General features: G+C 67.4%; 18 protein-coding genes and 1 pseudogene. 4 read left to right on the top strand and 15 right to left on the bottom strand.

What is annotated here, in order from left to right; translation table 11 throughout:
* The 7 genes from BTN82_RS12370 to BTN82_RS12340 form a co-directional block, all read right to left on the bottom strand.
* Window positions 1–366, bottom strand: a 366-nt coding sequence (locus BTN82_RS12370) for an enoyl-CoA hydratase/isomerase family protein (RefSeq protein ID WP_148169520.1), incomplete at its 3' end; no start/stop codon positions are given.
* Window positions 367–737: 371 nt separating this feature from the next.
* Complete coding sequence (locus BTN82_RS12365; protein WP_075119394.1) at window positions 738–2147, bottom strand: amino acid permease; 1410 nt, start codon at window positions 2145–2147, stop codon at window positions 738–740.
* Window positions 2148–2356: 209 nt separating this feature from the next.
* Window positions 2357–4618 (bottom strand): ATP-binding protein, encoded by a 2262-nt coding sequence (locus BTN82_RS12360; protein WP_075119393.1) that lies wholly within the window; start codon window positions 4616–4618, stop codon window positions 2357–2359.
* Window positions 4615–5364, bottom strand: coding sequence for a substrate-binding periplasmic protein (locus tag BTN82_RS12355; RefSeq protein WP_075119392.1), 750 nt, complete (start codon window positions 5362–5364; stop codon window positions 4615–4617). The genes BTN82_RS12360 and BTN82_RS12355 overlap by 4 nt, the downstream gene beginning before the upstream one ends.
* A gap of 29 nt (window positions 5365–5393) precedes the next feature.
* Window positions 5394–6110, bottom strand: a complete 717-nt coding sequence (locus tag BTN82_RS12350) for a response regulator (RefSeq protein WP_075119391.1) — start codon at window positions 6108–6110, stop codon at window positions 5394–5396.
* Window positions 6111–6188: 78 nt separating this feature from the next.
* On the bottom strand, window positions 6189–6836 hold the full coding sequence (locus BTN82_RS12345; protein ID WP_075119390.1) for a TetR family transcriptional regulator C-terminal domain-containing protein: 648 nt from the start codon (window positions 6834–6836) through the stop codon (window positions 6189–6191).
* 91 nt (window positions 6837–6927) lie between these two features.
* Window positions 6928–7977: an ABC transporter substrate-binding protein gene (locus BTN82_RS12340; RefSeq protein ID WP_075119389.1), complete on the bottom strand. Its 1050-nt coding sequence runs from the start codon at window positions 7975–7977 to the stop codon at window positions 6928–6930.
* A gap of 206 nt (window positions 7978–8183) precedes the next feature.
* On the opposite strand from BTN82_RS12340, the gene BTN82_RS12335 reads away from it, so the two are divergent.
* Window positions 8184–10145, top strand: a complete 1962-nt coding sequence (locus BTN82_RS12335) for an FAD-dependent oxidoreductase (RefSeq protein ID WP_075119388.1) — start codon at window positions 8184–8186, stop codon at window positions 10143–10145.
* Between the two features lie 76 nt (window positions 10146–10221).
* Window positions 10222–10839 carry a cupin domain-containing protein gene (locus BTN82_RS12330; protein ID WP_075119387.1) on the top strand — a complete coding sequence of 206 codons (618 nt, stop codon included), beginning with the start codon at window positions 10222–10224 and terminating at the stop codon, window positions 10837–10839.
* A 10-nt stretch (window positions 10840–10849) separates the two neighbouring features.
* Here BTN82_RS12330 and BTN82_RS12325 read toward each other — a convergent pair whose 3' ends face one another.
* From BTN82_RS12325 to BTN82_RS12310, 4 genes are all read right to left on the bottom strand, one after another.
* Window positions 10850–11044 carry a hypothetical protein gene (locus BTN82_RS12325; protein WP_075119386.1) on the bottom strand — a complete coding sequence of 65 codons (195 nt, stop codon included), beginning with the start codon at window positions 11042–11044 and terminating at the stop codon, window positions 10850–10852.
* 126 nt (window positions 11045–11170) lie between these two features.
* Window positions 11171–11677 carry a GNAT family N-acetyltransferase gene (locus tag BTN82_RS12320; RefSeq protein WP_075119385.1) on the bottom strand — a complete coding sequence of 169 codons (507 nt, stop codon included), beginning with the start codon at window positions 11675–11677 and terminating at the stop codon, window positions 11171–11173.
* A gap of 42 nt (window positions 11678–11719) precedes the next feature.
* Entirely contained in the window at window positions 11720–12301 is a 582-nt protein-coding gene (locus tag BTN82_RS12315) for an HD domain-containing protein (RefSeq protein WP_075119384.1), read from the bottom strand.
* Between the two features lie 114 nt (window positions 12302–12415).
* Window positions 12416–12994 carry a helix-turn-helix domain-containing protein gene (locus tag BTN82_RS12310; RefSeq protein ID WP_075119383.1) on the bottom strand — a complete coding sequence of 193 codons (579 nt, stop codon included), beginning with the start codon at window positions 12992–12994 and terminating at the stop codon, window positions 12416–12418.
* A gap of 176 nt (window positions 12995–13170) precedes the next feature.
* Between BTN82_RS12310 and BTN82_RS12305 the strand changes: the two genes are divergently transcribed.
* Window positions 13171–14283, top strand: a complete 1113-nt coding sequence (locus tag BTN82_RS12305) for an endonuclease/exonuclease/phosphatase family protein (protein WP_075119382.1) — start codon at window positions 13171–13173, stop codon at window positions 14281–14283.
* Between the two features lie 42 nt (window positions 14284–14325).
* On the opposite strand, the gene BTN82_RS12300 is transcribed toward BTN82_RS12305, so the two are convergent.
* Window positions 14326–15024 carry an alpha/beta hydrolase gene (locus tag BTN82_RS12300; protein ID WP_075119381.1) on the bottom strand — a complete coding sequence of 233 codons (699 nt, stop codon included), beginning with the start codon at window positions 15022–15024 and terminating at the stop codon, window positions 14326–14328.
* 165 nt (window positions 15025–15189) lie between these two features.
* Here BTN82_RS12300 and BTN82_RS12295 point away from each other — a divergent pair, with 165 nt between their 5' ends.
* Window positions 15190–16134: a helix-turn-helix transcriptional regulator gene (locus BTN82_RS12295; protein WP_075119380.1), complete on the top strand. Its 945-nt coding sequence runs from the start codon at window positions 15190–15192 to the stop codon at window positions 16132–16134.
* Window positions 16135–16147: 13 nt separating this feature from the next.
* Here the strand turns inward: BTN82_RS12295 and BTN82_RS12290 are convergent.
* The 3 genes and pseudogenes from BTN82_RS12290 to BTN82_RS12280 form a co-directional block, all read right to left on the bottom strand.
* Window positions 16148–17349, bottom strand: a pseudogene (locus BTN82_RS12290) (PrpF domain-containing protein).
* Window positions 17350–17464: 115 nt separating this feature from the next.
* The gene (locus BTN82_RS12285; protein WP_075119379.1) at window positions 17465–18085 is read right to left on the bottom strand and encodes a LysE family translocator; all 621 of its coding nucleotides are present in this window, start codon (window positions 18083–18085) and stop codon (window positions 17465–17467) included.
* 115 nt (window positions 18086–18200) lie between these two features.
* Complete coding sequence (locus BTN82_RS12280) at window positions 18201–18593, bottom strand: GFA family protein (protein ID WP_075119378.1); 393 nt, start codon at window positions 18591–18593, stop codon at window positions 18201–18203.
* Between the last annotated feature and the right edge of the window lie 29 nt (window positions 18594–18622).

Genomic DNA, 18622 nt, shown 5'->3' with positions numbered 1-18622 from the left:
GCAGCACAGGGCCAGGTCCATGCCGGCGCCGACCGCGGTGCCGTTGATCGCGGCGATGGTCGGTTTGTCGAAACGGTGCAGGCGGCTCATCAGGGCATGGGCGGTTTCGGTCCAGCCGTAGCTTTCCAGGGCGCCGCGGGCCTCGGCCTCGGCCCACTCGGCCAGATCCGCGCCGGCGCAGAAACTGCGGCCGCTGCCGGTCAGCACCAGCACCCGCACCGCCGGGTCGGCGGCATGGGCATCGAGCAGCGCCGAGAGGTTCTGCAGGGTGGGAATATCCAGCGCATTGCGCTGGGCCGTGCGGTTTAGGGTGATCCAGGCAACGCCGGCTTCGACCTGGCTGAGCAGCGACGATGGAGTAGTCATGTGGGGCCTCGAATTCTTGTGTTTGGCGTGAGGTGGGGGACGACTTGGAACCGATACTAAACGAGTGTTCAGCAAGACGACAATTGGCGGTCCGGGGCCTTGTAACAGCGGTAAACGGGCATTAGGTCATTGTTTTTATTGGGGTATTTTTCTGAGTCGCGGTGTGTGGCCGGCGCCGCGTTACAACTTTGCACAACTGGCTACAGGGAGAGCGGCGGCTGCGGCGCCTATCGCGAGCAAGCTCGCTCCTACAGGGGACTGCGCCGTCTCTGTAGGAGCGAGCTTGCTCGCGATAAGGTCGAATGCTCGACACCGAACCCAAACAAAAACGCGACAGTGGCCTGTCGCGTTTTTAATTGCGCTGGTAGGCGCTACACCGGCACGGTCGGCGTCAGTACCACCTGACGTTTGCGCTGCACCAGGTAGTAGGCGCCGTAGCACAGGGCGATAAAACCGAAGCCCCAGTACAGCGACGGCCGCTGGGTTTCGTCCAGGGCCAGGAACACGAACAGCGAGCAGCACAGGCCGATACACAGCAGCGGCACCAGCGGGAACCACGGCGCGCGGTATTTCAGGTCGCTGAGCTGGCCGCCGTCGCGCAGATAGGCGCGGCGGAATTTGTACTGCGCCAGGGCGATGACGATCCAGGTCACGGTGCCGGCCATGCCGCTCACCGCCATCAACACCATGAACAGGGTGTCGGCGGCGACAAAGCTGGTCATCAGCGAAATCAGGGCGAAGCACAGGGTGATGCTCAAGGCGCGCAGCGGCACCCCGCGCTTGCTCAGCGGCGACAGGCTTTGCGGTGCCATGCCGGTCTTGGACATGGCCCAGAGGATGCGCGTCGAGGCGTACAGGCCGGAGTTGCCGACGGAAAGAATCGCCGTGAGGATCACGAAGTTCATCAGGTCGGCGGCATAGGGAATGCCGACCATGTCGAACACCTGGACGAACGGGCTCTCCATCAGCCCGGCCTGCTGCCAGGGCACGATGGCCGACAGCACGACAATCGCCAGCACGTAGAAAATCAGCACACGAAACACCACGTTGCGCACCGCCCGCGGGATGCTTTTTTCCGGCTGCTCGGTTTCCCCCGCCGCCACGCCCATGATCTCGCAGCCCTGGAAGGCGTAGACCACGGTCATCATCACCGCGAACACCGCCGACAGGCCGTTGGGGAACAGCGTGTCGCCGATCAGGTTGCTCATCAGCGGCGCCGGCGCGCCGCTGGCCAGCGGAATGGCGCCGAAGATCACCAGCAGGCCGACCACGATAAAGCCGAGGATCGCCGCGACCTTGATCCCCGAGAACCAGTATTCCGCCTCGCCGAACGCGCGGGTGGCCAGGGCGTTGATGCCGAACAGCACCACCACGAACAGGCCCGACCAGTACCAGATCGGCACGCCGGGGAACCAGCGTTCCATCAGCATCCCGGCGGCGGTGAATTCCAGGCCGACAGTGGTGGCCCAGCTCATCCAGTAGACCCAGCCGATCATGAAGCCGGTGGCCGGGCCGATGAATTTCGTGGCGTGGGTCTGGAACGAGCCGGACACCGGCATCTGCACCGACAGCTCGCCGAGGCAGACCATCACCAGGTACATCAGGAAACCCGCCACCAGGTACGCCAGGATCGCCCCGAGCGGGCCGCCCTGGTTGATGATCACCCCGGAGCCCATGAACAGCCCGGTACCGATCACCCCGCCCAGGGAGAGCATGAAAATGTGCCGGCTCTTCAGGGCCCGGGTCAGGTGGATGCCTTTGCGTTCGATCGATTCGCTCATGTCGGCACCTCAGCGGTCGGTGAGGTGCGCGGCGCATGACAGGACGTCATGGCGCGGGGAAAGGTCAGCTTTACGGTCGTTCATTATTATTATCTCCAATAAGCTTCGAAGACCGCGCGCGGCGCGGTTCGAGGGATTATTGGAAAGCCATGTAAGTTCGCGTTGAACGTAAAGATCGAAGATGTAAAAAGTCGTAAGGATTTTGTACGTCAGGCGCCAAGCAAGGCTTCCAGGGTCTGCAACGCCCGTTGCGACTCGTCCTCCAGCGGTGCCGCCAGCGCACGCAACGCGTGCGGATCGTTGGCCAGGGCCGCGGTTTCCAGGGTTCGCAGCAGCCGGGCCAGGGCGCGCAGGCCCAGGGAGTCGCTGCTGCCGGCCAGGCGGTGGGCCAGGTGGGCGACCTCGGTGCAATCGTCCGCGGCGATGGCGTCGGCCAGCGCCGTGCGGTGCTGCACCAGCGAGTCGCGCAGCACCGTCAGCAGGCCCTTGAGTTTCTGCGCGCCCAACAGCGCGCGATGGGTGTCCAGCAACCCCCAGTCCACGGCCCCGTCGTCGAGTGCCGGCGCGGCCAGCGGTGCGTGCCCGGCCAGGGCCAGGCGCAGGTCCGGCAGCTTCAGCGGCTTGGCCAGGATGCCCTGCATGCCGGCCTCCAGGTAACCGCGCACCAGCGCCGGTTGCACGCTGGCGGTCAGGGCGAAGATCCGGCTCTGGCGATTGGCCCCCGGCGTGGCGCGGATGCGCCGGCACAGCTCGACGCCGCTGAGGCCCGGCAGGTGCACGTCGAGCAACAGCAGGTCGAAACGCCGTTGGCCGCACAACGCCAGGGCCTGCTCGGCTTCCTCGGCCAGCCACACCCGATGCCCGTCGCGCTCCAGCAGGCCGCGAGCCACCTCGCGGTTGAGCGCCACGTCCTCGACTACCAAAATCTCCAGCGCCGGCCCCGGGGTGTCCGCCAGCGTCGGTTCGACGGCGGCGCTGGCCGCCTGCAATTCCAGCTCGAACCAGAAACGACTGCCCCGCCCCACTGCGCTGTCGACGCCGATGCGCCCGCCGAGCAGCTCCACCAGGTGCTTGCTGATCGCCAGGCCCAAACCCGTGCCGCCGTAGCGCTGGGCCACGTCCTCGCTGGCCTGGGTAAAGCGCTCGAAGATCTTTTCCTGCAAGGCCGGGGCAATGCCGATGCCGTTGTCGGTGACGCTCAGGCGCAGGCGCTGGGCGCCCGGCAAGACCGCGCCCGGCAGCACCTCGACCGCGACTTCGATCTGCCCGCCGTGGGTGAACTTGATCGCGTTGGCCAGCAGGTTGCTCAACACCTGGCGCAGGAACTGCTCGGCGCCGTGCAAACGCTCGGCCACCTGCGGATCGACCCGGCACTGCAAGCCGGTGGCGTTGCCCAGGGCTCGCGGTTCCAGCAGGGTCAGCACCTCGTCGAGCAGTTGCCGCACCGAGAAGTCCACCGCTTCGGGGTGGCTTTCGCCCTCCTCCAGCCGGGCGAAATACAGCACCTCGTTGAGCACCGTGAGCAGCCCTTCGCCGGCCTTGTACAGGGCCTCGAGACGCTTGCCGTGGGGCTCGCCGAGGCGTGCCCCGCGCAGCAGTTCGGCCATGCCGAGAATGCCGTTGAGCGGGGTCCGCAGCTCGTGGCTCATGGTCGCCAGGAACCGCGACTTGGCCAGGTTGGCGGCTTCGGCCTCGTCCTTGGCGCGCATCAGGCTGGCGGTACGCCGCTCGACCCTTTTCTGCAGTTCGTCGCGCTTGTCCTGCAGGGCCAGGCGGTCGGCTTCGCGGCGGTGAATGTCGTCAAGAATCGCCCGGCGCATGTCGTCCAGGGCATGGGCCACGCTGTCGATTTCGTCTTCGCCGCCGCGGTGGCTCTTGTCCAGGCGCAGCGGCTCGTGCCAGTCGCCGGCGGCGATGCGCCCGGCGAACCCGGCCATGACTTGCAGGTGGCGGGTCACCAGCCGGTAGAACAACCCCGACAACGCCACCGCCAGGCCGCAGAGGAACACGCTCATCCACAGCAGGCTGGCCAGCCCGGTGGCGTACAGGCGCCGATGCACCGCCCCCAGGTCGGTACTGACTTCCAGTTGCCCCAGGTGCCGCGGGCCGCCGCTGGGCGGCTGGTAGTCCAGTTCGAAGCGCTCGATGCGCAGCGGCCCGGACGGCTCGGGAGTACCTTGCACCAGGTTGAAATCCGGGCTGTTCAGGCGCACCCGGGCGACGTCGGAGAAGTCCACCAGGCCGCGCAGCTGTACATTCAACTGCTCCTGGTTCAAGTCCCACAGGCTGCGTTCCAGGCTGGCCAGGTAACCGTCGCGGATCAGCGCCATGCGCGCGTCGATTTCGCGCATTTCCCGGCGGTACTCGAAATACAGCTGCACGGTGCTGGCGAGCACGGTGAAGCACAGGCTGAACAGAAAGATGAACAGCAGCAGGCGCCGCAGCAGACCGCCGGGCCGCAGGCCGATCATCGCGCGTCCGCCGGCAGCTTGAGCATGTCGCGGTAGGTCGCCTCGCTTTCGTTGAGCCAACGCTCGATCTGCCCGGCGTCGGTCAGGCGTTGCAGTTGCGCGTCGATGTCCGCCATGCGCCCGGCCAGCGCCGAGCGGCGCGACACCGCGACCCGCAGGTAGTCGACGCTCAGGGCCGTGGGCAAGGCGACGATGTCCTCGGCCCCCGGCAGGCGCTCGACGAACAGTTGCCCGGTGCGCCGCTCATGGGTGATGAAGTCGATGCGGCCGCGGATCAGCTTGCCGAAATTCTGCTGGCTGTCGGAGACCCATTCGATGTTGTGGTGGCGGGCAACGAAACGGTCGAACTCCAGGCCGTAGCTTTCCCCGAACAACAGCCCGCCACGGTAGCCGGCAAGGTCTTCGAGATGCTCGAAACGCAGCGGATGGCGGCGGTTGACGAACAGCGCGACTTCTTCGCGCAGCACCGGCACGCGGGAGAAACGCATGCTCTGTTCGCGCTGCTCGGTGCTGTAGGCCAGGACCACGTCGACCCGGCCTTCGGCGGCGTCCAGCAGGCAGCGCTTCCAGTTGCCCAGCACGACGATCTCGACCTCGTAGCCGAGCTCACCAAACAGCTGCTTGACCACGGTCGGCGCCAGGCCGCGAACCTGCCGGCCGTCGCTCCAGGAAATCGGCGGGTACACCGGATAATCGCAATAGCGGATGCGCTCGGCCGCCGCCGCGCCGCAGGCCACCAACAGCATCAGCGCCGCCAGCCAACGCCGGCCAACGTTCACGCGGCCACGCTGGCGGTGAACAGGTAGCCGGCACCGTGGATGGTGATGATCAGTTGCGGCTCGGCCGGGTCGTCGTGCAGCTTGCGCCGCAGGCGGCCGACCAGCACGTCGATGGAGCGGTCGTTGGGCACCCATTCGCGGTTGCGGATCTGGTCCATCAACTGGTCGCGGCTCAGGGTGTGGCCGCTGTTGCGCAGGAACACGCAAAGCAGCTGGTATTCGCCGTGGGTCAGCAGGGTTTCGCCGCCCGCCTGGTCGATCAGGCGTCGGCGGTCGGTGTCCAGGGACCAGGCGGCGAACTGCTTGACCGGCCGCGTCGCCGCGGGCTGCGGCTGCTCGGCCCGGGCGTGGCGCACCCGGCGCACCAGGTTTTTCGCCCGCGACACCAGCTCGCGCGGATTGAGGGGCTTGATCACGTAGTCGTCGGCGCCGCACTCCAGGCCGACGATGCGGTCGATGTCGTCGTTGCGCCCGGTGATGAGGATGATCCCCACCTCCGAACGCACCCGCAGCTCGCGGGTCAGGGTCAGGCCGTCCTTGCCCGGCAGGCGGATATCCAGCATCACCAGGTCGACCGCGTGGGTCGCCAGGAAGGTCTCGGCCAGCTCCGCCGTCTCGGCGCAGTGCACTTCGTAACCTTCCTGGGAAAGGTAGGCCTGCAACAGTTCGCGAATCAGCGGATCGTCGTCGACGATCAATACACGAGGAGTCATCGATGGTTGTCCTGGACGTTTCTTATTAGAGGTTCTGCCGCGCCAGCGCCAAGAGGTTAGCCACTACTGAACGATCGATCAACAGCCCTCTGTCTGCCGCCGGAAGCGCTGGCGCGCGCCGGCCTGCAAGCCGTCGACCCAGGCTTCGCAAATGAGGATGCCCTGGCTCGGGGTGAAGGTTCCGGGGTTGAGGCCCGACTCCAGCCAGAGGCCGTCGAGCAAGGCGCTGAGGCTGATGGCGGCGAGGTCGGCGTCGAAATCGTCCCAGCCCTCCTCCGCCGCCAGCTCGCCCAGCACCCGGCTCAGCTCGTTGCGGTACTCGCCATAGGAGTGCTCGTGGGCCTGGTTGATCGCCTCGGCGGTCTTCACCGCGCCCCAGAACGCCAGCCAGGCGTCGAGCAGTTGCGGGTCCAGCAGCTCGGCGGAAAACGACGCGTTGAAGAACGCCGACAAGCGCTGCCGGGCATTCGGTGCGGCTTGGGCCATGGCTTCGCGCAGCAGGTTCATGACCCGTCCGGTGATCGCCAGGTAGGCCTCGGCCACCAGTTCGTCCTTGCCCGAATAGTGGTGGCTGATCAGCCCCACCGAAACCCCGGCCTCGGCGCAGATGCGCCGGATCGAGGCGCCCTGGAAACCGTGGCGCTTGAGGCAAGTCAGGGTCGACTCGATCAGGTTGGCCTTGCGCAGTTCCGGTTCCATGCGGGAAAAACGCGCTTCCTGGCTCATGGGGCAATCTCCTCGGGGCAATCGATGGGGGGCGGCGCTGAACGACTGTACAGCAACAGCGCGCAACGCCTCCAGCGACGATCGCCAGCGGCTATTTGCTGGCCCAGGCGGTGAAGCGTTCTTCGAGTTCCTCGCCATGGTCGACCCAGAACCCCACGTCCATCGCCAGCGCGCCCGTAAGGTTCTGCGGCGCGGTAGGCACCCATTGCGCCAGGCGCGGGTCGAGCCGGGCCGCGGCCTGGGTGTTGGTCGGCCCGTAGGGAATCTGCTCGACGTACTTGACCTGGGCCTCGGGCTGGTTGGCGAAGGCAATGAAGCGCTGGGCCTGCCCGAGGTGCCTGGAGCCCTTGATGATCGCCCAGTAGTCCATGCCGTACAGGCTGCCGGGCCAGACCAGGGCCAGATGCGCGCCGCCCTGGGCCGCCTGGGCCACGCGGCCGCTGTAGGTGGAGGTCATCGTCACATCGCCGGCAGCCAGCCATTGGGCCGGCTGCGCCCCGGCTTCCCACCACTGGATGTAGGGCTTGAGCTGGTCGAGCTTGGCGAACGCGCGGTCGACGCCCTGGGGCGTATTGAGCTGGGCGTACACCTGGTCGACCGGCACGCCGTCGGCCAGCAGGGCGAACTCCAGGTTGTACACCGCGCGCTTGCGCAGGCCGCGCTTGCCGGGAAACTTCGCCACGTCCCAGAAATCCGCCCAGGACGCCGGTCCCTGGGCCAGCTTGTCGGTGTCGTAGGCGATGGCCACGCTCCACACCAGGGCGGCCGAGCCGCAGTCCTGCGCCGCGTCGGCGATCAGCTGGTCGCGGCGGCCCAGGGCCTGCCAGTCGAGGCGCTCGTACAGGCCCTCCTCGCACCCGCGCAACAGGTCCGGGCCTTCGATCTGCACCAGGTCCCAATCGACGTTGCCGGTGTCGACCATGACCTTGATCCGTGCCATCTCGCCGTTGTACTCGCTCTGGATCAGCTGGCTGCCGTCGCGGGCGCTGAAGGGCTGGAAGAACGCCACGTCCTGGGCTTTCTGCCCGGCGCCGCCGTAACCGACCACCACCATGTCCGACGCCGCCCGGGCGGTGCCGAGGCTGGCGAGCAGGGACAGCAACAAGGGGCAAACAGCATGCTTGAGGGTATGGGCTTTCATCGTTGGTTCCTCGTAGCGGTGCCGCCTGGGCGAGGTGCCGGCGCGGCCCGTTTTTATTGTTGTGAGGTTCGCCCCAGGGCTGGGCGCGAATCGAAATTACTGCAACGCCAAGTAAAAAAACAAGTTGATTTTTTACTACTGGTAAATTTCTATACGGCAAAACAATAACGCCGAACCTATCGGCTCCGGCCCGCTGGAGTACCTGCATGTCGACCTCAAGCCCTGCCTTCGCCCATCTCTTCGAGCCATTGCAGATCCGCGGCAAGCGCCTGAAGAACCGCATCATGTCCAGCGGGCACGACACCTCGATGCCCACCGACAACCAGGTCAACGAGCAGCTGATCGCCTATCACCGGGCGCGGGCCGCGGGCGGCGTCGGCCTGATCGTGCTGCAGGTGGCCGGGGTCCACGACAGTGCGCGCTACACCTCCCATGTGCTGATGGCCACCGACGACGCCTGCATCGACGGCTACCGCCAACTGGCGCAGGCCTGCCAGGCCCACGGCACCCTGGTGCTGTCGCAGATCTTTCACCCGGGACGGGAAATCATGGAGTCCAGCGACGGCCTGCTGGCGGTGGCCTATTCGGCGTCGGCGGTGCCCAACGAACGCTTTCGGGTCATGCCCCGCGCCCTCGACCAGGCGCTGATCGACGAGATCGTCGCCGGCTACGCGGCCGCCGCGCGACGCCTGCACCAGGCCGGGCTGGACGGCGTGGAAGTGGTCGCCAGCCACGGCTACCTGCCGGCGCAATTCCTCAACCCGCGGGTCAACCGCCGCGACGACGGCTACAACGGCGACTTGGCGCAACGCCTGCGTTTTCTGCGTGAAGTCCTCGCCGCGGTGCGGGCCAGCACCGACGAGCAGTTCATCGTCGGCTTGCGGATCAGCGCCGACGAGCGCGACCCCGAAGGCCTCACCGAAGACGAATCCCTGGCCGCCGTGCAAGCCTTGCAGGCCGAACTGGACTACGTGCATATCGTCGCCGGCACCTCGGCCTCCCTCGGCGGCGCCGTGCATATCGTGCCGCCGATGGCCATCGAGGCGGCCTACCTGGCCCGGGACGCCGCGACCTTCAAGGCGCGCCTGGACATCCCGCTGTTCGTCACCGGCCGCATCAACCAGCCCCAGGAAGCCGAACTGATCCTCGCCCGCGGCCAGGCCGACGTGTGCGGCATGACCCGCGCGCTGATCTGCGACCCGCTGATGCCGAGCAAGACCGCGGCCGGGCGCGCCGAAGACGTGCGCGCCTGCATCGCCTGCAACCAGGCGTGCATCGGGCACTTCCACAAGGGCCTGCCGATCTCCTGCATCCAGCACCCGGAAACCGGCCGCGAGCTCACGTTCGGTACCCTCCAGCCCAGCCTGAAGCCGCGCCGGGTGCTGATCGCCGGCGGCGGCCCGGCCGGGATGAAAGCCGCGGCGGTGGCGGCGCAGCGCGGGCATCAAGTGACGCTGTACGAAGCCAGCGCGCAGCTCGGCGGCCAGGTCCTGCTCGCGCAGTTGCTGCCGCGGCGCAGCGAATTCGGCGGCGCCAGCACCAACCTGCAACGGGAGATGGAACTGGCCGGCGTGCGCGTGGTGCGCAACACACGGGTCGACCTCGCCCTGGTGCAGCGCGAACGCCCCGACGTGGTGATCGTCGCAACCGGCGCCGAGCCTTACTGGCCGCCCTTCGAGCGCGGTGGCGAGTTGCAGGTGGTGGACGCCTGGCAGGTGCTGCGCGGCGAGGTCACGCCCGGGCGCTCGGTGGTGGTGGTCGACTGGCGTTGCGACTGGATCGGCCCCGGCATCGCCGAACAGCTGACCCGCGCCGGGCACCAGGTGCACCTGGCGGTCAACGGCACCCACTGCGGGGAAAACCTGCCGCTCTACGTGCGCGACCAACTGGCCGGCGAGCTGCACAAGCTGGGCATCGCCATCACCCCCTACGCCCGCCTCTACGGCTGCGACGACAACACCGTGTATTTGCAACACACCGCCAGCGGCGAGCCGATGCTGCTGGAGAACGTCGATACCCTGGTGCTGTGCCAGGGCCATCAGCCGCTGGACACGCTCGGCGCCGAGCTGCACGGCCAGGTGGAATTCCAGCGCATCGGCGACTGCCTGGCGCCGCGCACCGCCGAAGAAGCGATTTACGAGGGATTGAAAGTCGCCTGGCGGCTTTGAGCCTGTTTATACTCCGGGGCCTTCAGGTCCGGCCGGCGCGACAAGGCGTCGGCCCCTTCCCGGTTCGGAGCACGCCATGAGCAACCGCAGCACGACGCCGCCCGCCAGCAACGCGCCCGCCCCAGCGAACGGCGCGGCGGCGCCGCACTTTCTCGGCACGCGGATCCGCGGCCTGCGCAAACGCCGGGGCATGACCCTGGCCGCCCTGGCGCAGATGAGCGAACTCACCGCCGGCTACATCAGCCAGCTGGAACGCAACCTCGCCTACCCGTCGATTCCCGCGCTGTTCAATATCGCCCGCAGCCTGGGCGTGACCATCCAGTGGTTCTTCGCCAGCGAAGCCGCCACCGACGCCCAGGACAGCGGCTACGTGGTGCGCAAGAACACCCGCCTGAGCGTGCATTACGAAGACGGCATCGTCGACCAGTTGCTGACCCCGCAACCCAACCGCCAGCTGGAAATCCTCCACTCGCGTTTTCCCCCCGGCACCTACAGCCAGGAAAGCTACAGCCACGAGGGCGAGGAAGCCGGCTACCTGCTGTCCGGCCGTTTCGAGTTGTGGGTCGGCGAGCGTTATTTCCAGCTCAACGAAGGCGACAGCTTCAGCTTCTCCAGCCAGGAACCCCACCGCTACGGCAACCCCGGCGAGGTCGACGCGGTGGTGATCTGGGTGATTACTCCGCCGACGTTCTAGCGCCGGCGACCTACTCGGACGCCGGCGCGGTCCGGCAGCCCTTGCGCTGGCGGATCTCCTGGTCCGAGGGGCGTTCCTTGACGAATTCGAAGCGCGGCTCGCCCTCGTTGTAGGTGACCAGCCAGCCCCACTCCAGCTCGAACTCATCCTGGCCCGGTTGCGGCGGCGCGGCCCACCACGGTTCTTTGCTCACGATCTGGCGCATGGCCGCCTCCCGTTGGTTCGACCCCCTCCACTATAGTGCGGGCCCCAAGCGTGTGGGCACGAAGGCCCCCCGGTTCGGCCGATCGGCGACCTGCCGCGAGGCATTCGCCCTGGGTCGGCCGACCGTTCAGCCCTGGGCGGCAAACCCTTGATGGAAGCTGACCTCGCCCCGAGGCCAGGCGCCGCCGAACGACAGCGCCTGGAAGTACTCCGCCGGCACCTCGGGCAGGGTCAGCCCGTCGCGGACCTGGAAACCGAAACGAGCGTAATAACCCGGTTCGCCCAGTACCACGCACCCCGCCGCGCCCAGGGCCTGGAGCTGCGCCAGCAGTTGGCGGATCAGCCGCGAGCCGATGCCTTGCCCCTGAAAGGCCGGCAGCACCGAGACCGGCGCCAGGCCATACCAGCCGCTTTCGCCCTGGCTCAGGGTGACCGGAGAGACAGAGGCATGGCCGACCACCGCGCCGTCGCGCTCGGCGACCAACGACAGGCTGAGCGCGCCAGCCTCGCGCAGGGCGTTGACGATGTAATGCTCGGTGTGGCTCGAGTGGACCTCGGTAAGGAACGCTTCGCGGGTCACGGCTTCGATGGCGGGGATGTCGTCGGGGCGTTCGCTGCGGATGTGAATAGTCATAAGGCCTCATTGCAATGGGTGGAGCACCGGTCCTCGCCGGGTTCAGGCCTCTGTCGCCTGCTGCCCGAGATGGCGCCGGGTGTCTTCGTCGACCAGCTCGCGCAGTGTCTGGAACAACGGCGTGGCGCTGGTGTAGCGGCGACCGTAACCCAAGTTGAAACCGTAGTCGAAGTTTTCCGGGTTCCGCCCCTGGTTGTGTTGCAGCAGGGTTTCCAGCTTGTCCAGCGCCTTGACCGCGCGGGCCTCCGGCGTGGCGGCCGCTTCATACTCCTCCCACAGCCCGAGCAGGCTGTCGCGCAACGAGGGTTCCAGGGAGCGGGTCAGTTGCAGCAGGTCCGCGCGCTCCTGCTCGCTCTTGTGCGGATGGGCCGCCTGGCTGACCGCGGGGATATCGCCGTGGATCGCCTCGCCCAGGTCATGGATGACGCAGAGCTTGAGCAGCTTTTGCAGGTCCAGCCCGGCCAGTTCCTGCTCGAAGACCAGCACCATCAGGCACAGGCGCCAGCTGTGTTCGGCGGTGCTTTCCTGGCGGCCGCTGGAGGTGTGGGCGCTGCGCAGCACGTCCTTGAGTTGTTCCGCTTCGCGCAGGAACGCCAGTTTGCCCTTGAGGATTTCGTCAGTCATTACGCTGTTTCCCATTGCCCGGCACCGGCGCGACCGTGCAGCCGGCAGCCTGTGGAGGGTCTAGGTTAGCAGCGGCTCGCCAGCGGTCCACGGATAAAATATGCGCGCCGCGCCTCAGAGGGTTTCCACCAGGCGCGCCGCGGTGCCGTCGGACAGGGTCAGGCGGGTCCAGCGGCAGACGCTCTGGCGGATCGGCACCAGGGTCGAATCGTTGGCGCCGCTGACGAACTCCAGGGACGGCGGCGCCAGCACGCTGCGCCAGCCGATCGTGTCCAGCAGCGCTTCCTGGCTGACGATCTCGGCCGTGGAAAAGCCCCACAGCGAGGTGCCGAGCAAGTCGCCGAGGGGCACGCTGAACTGCGCCGCCCGCGCGGGCGAGCACGCCAGCAGGCGATGGGTCAGGTCGCACACCAGGTGCACCGCTCGCGGGCTGTCATTGACCAGCCGGGCCAGGGCCTGATCGGCGCCGGCGTGCAAACGCGCCGCCAGCAATTGTTCGAGCCGCGCCTGCTCGGGCGGCTCCATGGCCTGGGCGCCGCTTTCCCAACGGGAAATGGTCGACTGGGCGACATTGAACAACTGCGCCGCGTGCTGCTGCTTGACCCGATGCAACAGGCGCCAGCGCCGCAGGGCGACGCCCAGATGCGGCGTCGACAGGGACGGCGGCGACAGCGGCAAGAAGGAACCCGCCATGAAAACTCCGCGAAAGGTGCAAGGACGGCCAGTCTGGCAGCTGTCCCGCGGCGCAGGCAAACCCCGGCGACCGACGCACCTGCCAATGGTCGGCGAGGTTTGGGCCTGTCGGCATTCGGTCATTTTTATCGGCTGTAATCAGGGGTGACGTCCACCCCACTCAAAGGAAGAGAACGATGAGACTTGCCACCTATAACGTCGAAAACCTGTTCAACCGCGCCAAGGCCATGAACCTGGAGGGCTGGGCCGAGGGCAAGCCGGTGCTGGAAAGCTTCGCCCGGCTCAACCAACTGCTGGGCGAGCCTCTCTACACGGCCCAGGACAAGGTCCAGATGGTCAAGCTGCTGATTGACCTGGGGCTGGAAAAATCCGATCGCGCCCCCTTTGTGATCTTGCGCCAGAACAAGGGCAGCCTGGTCAAGCGGCCCAAGGCCGGCGGCCTGGAGGTCGTCGCCAACGGCCGCACCGAATGGGTCGGCTCGCTGGACCTGATCGAAGCGCCGGTGGACCTGGAAGCCATGCGCAATACCGCGCGGGTGATGATCGACCTCAAAGCCGACGTGCTCGCGGTGGTCGAGGCGGAAAGCCGTCCGGCCCTGCGCGACTTCAACGATGAAATCGTCGGCGGCCTGGGCGGGCCGCTGTTCAAGCACGTGATGCTGATCGACGGCAACGATGCGCGGGGCATCGATGTCGGCCTGATGACCGCCGAGGGTTACCCCATCGGCCAGATGCGCAGCCATGTCGACGACGCCGGGGCCAATGGCGAGCTGATCTTTTCCCGCGATTGCGCGCAGTTCCAGATCCCCTTGCCCAGCGGCAAGCAGCTGCTGGTGCTGGTCAACCACCTCAAGAGCAAAGGCTTCGGCAGCCTCGCGGCCTCGGCGCAAAAACGCCAGGCCCAGGCCGAACGGATCAAGGCCATCTATCAAGCGCTGGTGGCCCAGGGCGAGGCCTATATCGCGGTGGTCGGCGACTTCAACGACACCCCCGACAGCGCGCCGCTGGCGCCGCTGCTGCAAGGCACCGACCTCAAGGACGCCTTTACCCACGCGGCGTTCGACGACGGCGGTTTTCCCGGCACCTTCGATTCGTGCAAGGCGGCGAACAAGATCGACTACCTGTTGCTGTCGCCCGCGCTGTTCGCGACCGTCACCGCCGGCGGGGTCTGGCGCAAGGGCATGTGGCCGGGCAGCAAGCCCAAGCGCTGGGACGTCTACCCGGAGCTGGACAAGAAGGAAAACGCAGGGTCCGACCACGCGGCGGTCTGGGTCGACCTGAACCTGTGAAACCGGGCCCCGCCGGCAGGCGGCGCCCGGGGTACGACGCTGTCAGCCCTTGAGCGCCGCGCTCGCGGCTTCGTCGATAAAGGCCGCGACTTCCGCCGCCCGCGAGGCCAGCGAGGCATGGGAACAGGCCAGGGTGATGGTCTTTTGCGGCTGGAGCCGGGCAGCCATCTTCTGCTGGTTGCTCGGGTGGATCATGTGGTCTTCGCTGGAGATCTGGTACCAGGACGGCTTCTTTTTCCAGGCCGGGGCACTGATGTTGTCGCCGAAGGTGCTGGCCAGCGGGGCCTTCTGGGTCACCGCCATGACCAGCGCTTCGTCGACGCTCAAGTCCTGGCAGAAGCTCTCATGGAACGCCTGCGGCTTGACCCACAGGTAACCGTCGCTGTCCGGCTCGAGGTTGGCCGCGGCCGCGGGCAGTTGCTGCTGGGTGATGCCGCCCGGGCTTTCGCCGGCGTCCGGGGCGAAGGCCGCGATGTACACCAGCCCGACGACATTGGGCTGGTCGCCCGCCTCGGTAATCACCGCGCCGCCATAGGAATGCCCCACCAGCAACACCGGGCCATCGACCTGGGCAATCATCTTGCGGGTACGTTCGGCGTCGTCGGCCAGCGACGTCAGCGGCATTTCCACCGCGCGGATGGCGCCGTAGCCCTTGCGGGTCAGCTCGACGATCACCTTGCTCCAATGCGCCGCGCCGCCCCAGAAACCGTGCACCAACACAATCGTAGGTTGCTCACTCATGACCTTGGATCCTCTGCTTGGATAAAGACCGCGCGCCGTCGGCGGCGGTGCTGTCGGGCCCTGGCATGCGGCGCAGGTGGCTCTTCGACAAGGCAGGAGACGCCTTGCGCCGTGCTGGATTATGCTCGGGTGCGCTCATTATCGAAGGGACGGTACCGACCGACCATGACCGAACATCCGAAGACTGTGCCCAGACACCTGAGCCTCCCGCCCTCGCCCGCCGACCTCCGGCACCCGGCCGCCGATGTGTTTTTCGAAGTGTTCAGCATCGCGCGGATGCATGGCGAGCTGCTGGGCGAGACGCTGCTGCAACCTGGCCAGCGTTTGCAGCGGGCCGGCGGCAGCGCCTGCTTCCATGTGATTCGCGACGCCGGCTGCCGGTTCAGGTTCAACGGCGACAGCGAAACCCTGGCCCTGGCGCCGGGAGACATTCTGTTCATCCCCCACGGCCAGGGCCACCAGTTGGAAAGCCCCGTCGACGCCCACCCCGACACCCCGCCGCGCATCACCAGCGGCCTCTTCCGCTTCGCGGGCATGGGCGGCCAGGCGTTGATCCAGGGCCTGCCGCAACGGCTGCATGTCAGTTGCGGGGAAGAGCGCGGGCCCGATCCGATCGGCTCCCGCGAATGGCTGGCGCTGACCGTGGCGGCCATGGGCAAGGAGATGCACAACCCCTCGATCGGCAGTGCGATCATGCTGTCGCGGATCATCGACCTGATGTTCATCTGGGCCGTGCGCCACTGGCTGGCCCACGCCCCGCAAGGGATCAGCGGCTGGATCGCGGCCCTGCGCGACCCGTCGATCGGCCAGGCCCTGGCGCTGCTGCATGCCGACCCGGGCGCGGCCTGGAGCGTCGAGCGCCTGGCCGCCCTGGTCAAGCATTCGCGCTCGAACCTGGCGCAACGCTTCACCCGCCTGGTGGGCCAATCGCCGATGCGCTACCTGATGCACTGGCGCATGCAACTGGCGGGGCAGCGCCTGCGCTCCTCAAGCCTGCGCATCTCGCAGATCGCCGAGCAACTGGGGTACGCGTCCGAGGCGGCCTTCAGCCGCGCCTTTCGCCGCGAGTTCGGGGTCGCCCCCAGCGAATACCGCGCGCAACAGGGCTGACGAAGGCGCGGGCTCAGGCCCGCCCTTGCAGCGCCTCGAACAAGGCCGCCGAGGCGTTGTACAGCGGCACCACGCCCTTGAGCAGGATCTGCGCGCTGCGCCGGTAGGCCGCCGCGTCGATGCGGATCGAGGCGCCCTCCTCGCGCGCGGTGATCAGGGTGTCCAACAGGCCCGCGGGGTTTTCGATCGACACCGGGTATTCCGTGGTCGCGGCGCTCAGGGGCCTCGGCGCCTTGAGCAGTTCGTGGGCCACCGTGCCTTGCGCCAGGCAGGCGGCGGCCAGGCAGCAACCGCCGGACACCGCCAGCGAAGGGTGGGCGTTCTGCGGGGTGAAATAACGGGTACTGATATCGCCCGCGCCCTGGGCCGGGCTGACGATGCAGATCTTCGGCACGGTTTCGCTGCGCTGCAATTGCTCCACGCTCATCAAGGCGCCGCTGCGGTCGCGCAGTTGCATGCGCAACCCGCCCTCGACCATCAGGCCCAGCAGGCGTGCCTTGAACACGGGGTCGGCGTCCAGTTGCGCCGGGGTTTCCTGGCCGGTCTTGCCCAGGTCCGCGGCCTGGACGATGACCATCGGCACCGCCACATCGAGGCACGTGGCGCGCACGCCGTGCAGCAGGTCGATGCGCTGCCCGGTGGGAAACAGCTGGCCGGTCTTGGCCCCCACCGGATCGCTGAGAAACAGGTCGACCCCGGGAAACACGCCGTTGACCCCGGGAATGCGCGTGTCGCTCAGCAAGCGACCGCCCTGCACGCCCAGGCGCGCGTGCATCGTGGTCTGGGTATTGCTGTTGAAGATTTCGATCTGCGGGTGGTCCTCGAGCGGGTCCAGCCAGCCGCGCTCCAGGGCATACAAAGGCAAGGCCGCCGACATGTTGCCGCAGTTCACGCTCCAGTCGATCGCGCTCTTGCCCGCCGCCAGTTGCGCCAGGGTGCTGACCATGCGCGACTCGCTGGGGCGCCGCTCGACGATAAACACCTTGTTGCTGGTGGGCCCGCCGCGCCCCAGCCCGGTGATCTGGTTATTGCCCGGCAACTCCCGGCAAGCGGCACGCCCATCAGGTGGCGCAGCAACTCCTCGACCAGCGCCGGGTCCTCAGGCAGGGTTTCGCGCGCCAGGATCAGGCCGGTGGACGTACCACCGCGTGCGTGCCAGACAGGGAATTCAACGACGCCGGCGCGGATTTCGGGAAGGTCCAGGGCAGAAGGCATGAGCGTGCTCGCAGTGATGGACGACAGTTCGCGATCATAAACCGCCGTTCGGGCTAGCGCAGCTGTCGAGGCCCGTTTGCCCCGGACAATGCCCGGGCCGCCTGGCGCCCCGGGGTCAGGCCCGCCGCGCCAGCAACAACACCGAAGCGGCCGCCGCCAGCAACGCCGCGCAGCAGCGGTTGAACAGCTGCTTGCCCCGCGGCTCGGCGAACCAGCGGCGCATGTGCAGGCCCATGTAGGCGTAGGCGCTGATGGCGATCCACTCCAGGGCCAGGAACAGCGCGCCGAGCACCAGGAACTGCGGGGGAACCGGCGCCTGAGGATCGACGAACTGCGGCAGGAAGGCGGTGAAGATCAGGATGGCTTTGGGGTTGCCGATGGCCACCAGGAACTCCTGTCGGGCCAGGGCAAGCGGGCCCAGCGGGGCGCTCTGTTTGTCGGTCGCGACCTGGGGGGCCGCGGTCCACAGCTGGTACGCCAGGTACAGCAGGTAGCCGGCGCCCAGCAGCTTGATCCCGTAGAACAGCAACGCCGAGGCTTGCAGCACCACCGCCAGCCCGGTCGCGGCCAGGGCGATCATCAGCGCAAACGCTACCAGCCGCCCGCTGCCCGCCAGGCAGGAGGCGCGAAAGCCATAGGTCGTGGCGTTCCTGACCGACAGCAGATTGTTCGGCCCGGGCGCCATGTTCAGGGCGAAGCAGGCCGGGAGAAACAGCACCAGGGTGGCAAGGTTCATGGAGGGGTCCGTCTGCTGCAGGTCGATAGGGCCAGGGCACGGATCGCACGACTGGCGCTGGCCCACCAGACTGCCCAATCCGCTGGAGGCCGTCGAGTTTTTTGTCGAGGCGCGCCTACTCCTCGAAACGCCCCGGCCCCTCGCGATCGCGCGCGTAGTGCTTGAGCAGGGGCAATGCCGGCAGCCAGGACTCGCGGCGCACCGTCCAGAGTTCGTAGGTCGGCCGCAACTGGTCCGGCGCATCCAGGGAACCCAGGTTGACCTCGACTTCGTCGCCGCTGCGGCCGAACACCGACGAGCCGCACTCCGGGCAGAAAAACCGCCCGGCGTAGTCGCGGGTTTCGCCCTCGACCGTCACCGCGTCCCGGGGAAAGATCGCCGAGGCGTGGAACAGCGCGCCATGGTGCTTGCGGCAATCGAGGCAATGGCACAGGCCGACCCGGTACGGCCGCCCCGTCGCCACGAAACGCACCTTGCCACACAGGCAACCGCCGGTGAATCGCTCCATCGTGTACCTCCTCGTCAGTCGAACCGGGG

The sequence above is a fragment of the Pseudomonas chlororaphis genome (assembly GCF_001921865.1).
GTDB classification, from domain to species: domain Bacteria; phylum Pseudomonadota; class Gammaproteobacteria; order Pseudomonadales; family Pseudomonadaceae; genus Aquipseudomonas; species Aquipseudomonas chlororaphis_D.
Note: the sequence above shows the minus strand (reverse complement) of the source record. Positions and strands in the feature narration are given on the sequence as shown.